Below are 2,969 nucleotides of genomic sequence, written 5' to 3'. Positions count from 1 at the left end.
GTGGGACTTATCAACAGACCTGGGGCGTATAGTAGACCCATTTGTGGACAAGGTTATTATCTGTGGAGCTTTTATTATTTTTTTACATATCGCAAAGGATGTTATCGCGCCATGGATGGTAATTGTAATAGTGGCCAGAGAATTTTTTGTTAGTAGTATAAGGGGTTTTTCTGAATCAAAGGGAGTTAAATTTGCCAGTAACATCTGGGGAAAAACCAAGATGGTTATACAATCAGTAACTATTTGTGCAATGATCCTCTACTATGCTCACTTTGAAGACATCATCTGGATGCAATACATAGTTTATGCCTTCATATGGATTACAGTTATAGTTACCATAATTTCCGGCATAATCTATGTACTCTCCGCAAAAAAGACATTACTGGCCGCTTGACAAATAAGGAAATTGAATGAGAACTGTTGATTACCGTGGAGTTGACTGCGTTTTGACGACAGCTTTACCCAATGACTTTGTTTTTATCAAAATAAAATAACGACGCTTCCTTATGAGAAATTTTCCACTTGACTTTTATAATATAAAGCTTTACGCTCCTTCTTTCATACCATTCTACCAGTATTGTAACTATACCACATAGTTTGATGTGGATAAGTTTATTTAATAAAGTTTAATTTTACATGGAAGTAAATTAATGAACTTTCTTGCCACAAATATTCGTTCTCAAATCATATTATACTCTTTTTTCAGGATTCCGATTAGTAAATCCAACTGTATGAACATGTACAGTGGCAGACAGACGAACCCCTTTTCTATATACTAAAATATTTTTCGTACGGTTTCAACAAAACTGTGTATTTTCTGCATAGTATTAATAAATTTGTCGAAATGTCAGTATACACAAGAATAATTTGTTTTCTAATCGTGTTTATGATGTATGCAACTCTTGCGGAATGCAAAGGAAATTTAGGTGTTGCTGAAGAAATGATGCAGCCTATTCTTTCTGAAGAGTATTCATACTCTGATAATCCTCAACATGTATGGCAGGCAGCCGCAGATATTGTTGACTCACGCATTAAGTGCCAGATTCTAGTAAGGGATTCGAATGATCTTGTTATTTCCTGGATTGAGAACCTTGGTACAATGCTGGAAGATAGTGGAAAAGTTGCTGACATTCATAAATTAGACGAAATGAAAGAATTTTTTGAAAGCGAAGTTTCTGAGGTGGGTGAGGGAGGCACAGCAATCACTACTGTTTGCGTCAGGCCGAGAAGTAAAGGGTCACTAATGCGCTTACGCCGTGTGTATTATGGGCGCTTGACTCAGCCGAATATGGTACACTCACGCGGTATTTTTGCCAACTTTTTCCAAGGGCTTGTTACTCAAGAACTGGGTAAACGAGAGGTGTTAAATGCAGATAACAAAGCTTTGTCAAGGTAACGTTTTTTCAGTGTTTACTTGCCGGATGATGTGCTTTGTGATTATTGTTGGTTCGCTATCGTTGCTTGGATGTAGCACTACCAAGACAGCGTATGTGGGCTCCACAGGTGCTTATCATTCATATTACAATAAAGGCCTGGAAAGTTCTTTTGTAGCGCCGGAAGCCTCGGAAATACAAAAGGCAGGGCAATCATGGGAATATTCGAAACCATTTAAAGAAGTTTGGGATGCATCCCTGGACGTATTGTCGCAATATCAGGGGATACTTGCTATGGATTCGTCAAGTTCTCAACAATCCATGCTGGTTTTAAAAGCACGTGAAAATAAGCGTGCTCCGGAAAATAGGCACCGAATTGCCACATATGGTAGTTTTTTTGAGCAATGGCTTTGGGTTGCCGTTATTAAGAAGCCCGATTCAGGCGAAACAGAGGTTGCAGTGGCTGTATTTGAGCCAAGCACGGGTAATTTGAGGAATAATGATGGCACTGCGCAGTTGCTTTTTTCTCAAATCCAGATTCAGCTCTATGGCCCAACGCTCTGGCGCGATAAGTTTGTTTATGAGAAACAACAACAATCCGGGCACGAAACTAAAGTAGAGGGTTTCCAAACTGCTACAAATGAACCTTATAAATATTTAGTGTTGGAACAGATGCTTGGTGGATGGATATCCAAGAGTATGAGGGAGGAATTGATTACGGTTTATTCCCCTGAGGTTACTTCCTGGTTGGATGAAATTGTCGATCGGCTTAAGAAAGCTGCTGATGTCCCGGATTTAAAAACACGGGTTACTATTATTCCGGCAAATGGACTCAACGCATTTGCGCTGCCAAATGGCAATATAATTGTTTCGTCCGGTCTTCTGGACAGCCTTGATACTACCGGCCAAGTTGCCTCTGTCCTGGCCCATGAACTGGACCACCTGATTAAGCACGATACAATTGTACGATTGAAGACAAAGCAATTAGGGGGCATGGGGGCATGGGGTATGCGAGAATCATTGTTTATAGGAGATATAGTGGTGGACGTCATTAGTCAACTGGGTGGCTATGGGGCTTTGGGGAGCGCAATGTGGGATTTAGGACGCGCAGCAGGTCGCAGTCTTGGAGAAATGGGCGCTCAACACCTGGAGACAGCGCTGGTCAGTAACTTTTCCGCTGAAACCGAACTTCGTGCGGACGAGAATGGGATTAAAATGCTCAATAAGGCTGGTTTTGACCCTGAAACCAATATAGCTATGCTCAACACCATCCAGAAGTTTAAGGATAAAGCGTTGAAGAAAAATGAACTTGTTATGTTTAATCTGATTAATATAAAACCCGGTATTAAAGAACGTATTAGAAAATTAGAAGAAGTCTTGAATGAAATTAAAAATAAATAAGGTTTAGGCGCTAAGCCGACAATTTCTTGTTTTTTTTGACAGAAAATTAAATTACAAAACTCAAATCCCAAATTACAAATAAATTCAAAATCCAAATTTCAATAACCGAAACAAACCGTTTTGAATTTCGTTTATTTGAATTTGGGGCTTGCCCGCCCTGTGGGATACGAATTTATACGTTTAATATTTGTTCAT

Annotated in this window: 3 protein-coding genes; all 3 read left to right on the top strand. The window is 39.6% G+C overall.

Annotated features, from left to right (window positions below):
- Positions 1 to 43 precede the first annotated feature (43 nt).
- Complete coding sequence (locus tag IIB50_03185) at positions 44 to 394, top strand: hypothetical protein (protein MCH7530092.1); 351 nt, start codon at positions 44 to 46, stop codon at positions 392 to 394.
- A 492-nt stretch (positions 395 to 886) separates the two neighbouring features.
- Positions 887 to 1,396, top strand: a complete 510-nt coding sequence (locus IIB50_03180) for a hypothetical protein (GenBank protein MCH7530091.1) — start codon at positions 887 to 889, stop codon at positions 1,394 to 1,396.
- Positions 1,368 to 2,774 (top strand): M48 family metalloprotease, encoded by a 1,407-nt coding sequence (locus IIB50_03175; GenBank protein ID MCH7530090.1) that lies wholly within the window; start codon positions 1,368 to 1,370, stop codon positions 2,772 to 2,774. The genes IIB50_03180 and IIB50_03175 overlap by 29 nt, the downstream gene beginning before the upstream one ends.
- Positions 2,775 to 2,969 lie beyond the last annotated feature (195 nt).

The sequence above is a fragment of the Patescibacteria group bacterium genome, assembly GCA_022560785.1.
Classification (GTDB): Bacteria; Patescibacteriota; Minisyncoccia; order Phycocordibacterales; family JADFSL01; genus JADFSL01.
This window is presented reverse-complemented; position numbering and strand designations above follow the sequence as displayed.

Excerpts from the sequence above, each read along its gene's own strand:
- IIB50_03175 (MCH7530090.1), top strand. The coding sequence starts at position 1,368 with ATGCAGATAACAAAGCTTTGTCAAGGTAACGTTTTTTCAGTGTTTACT.
- IIB50_03180 (MCH7530091.1), top strand. The coding sequence starts at position 887 with ATGATGTATGCAACTCTTGCGGAATGCAAAGGAAATTTAGGTGTTGCT.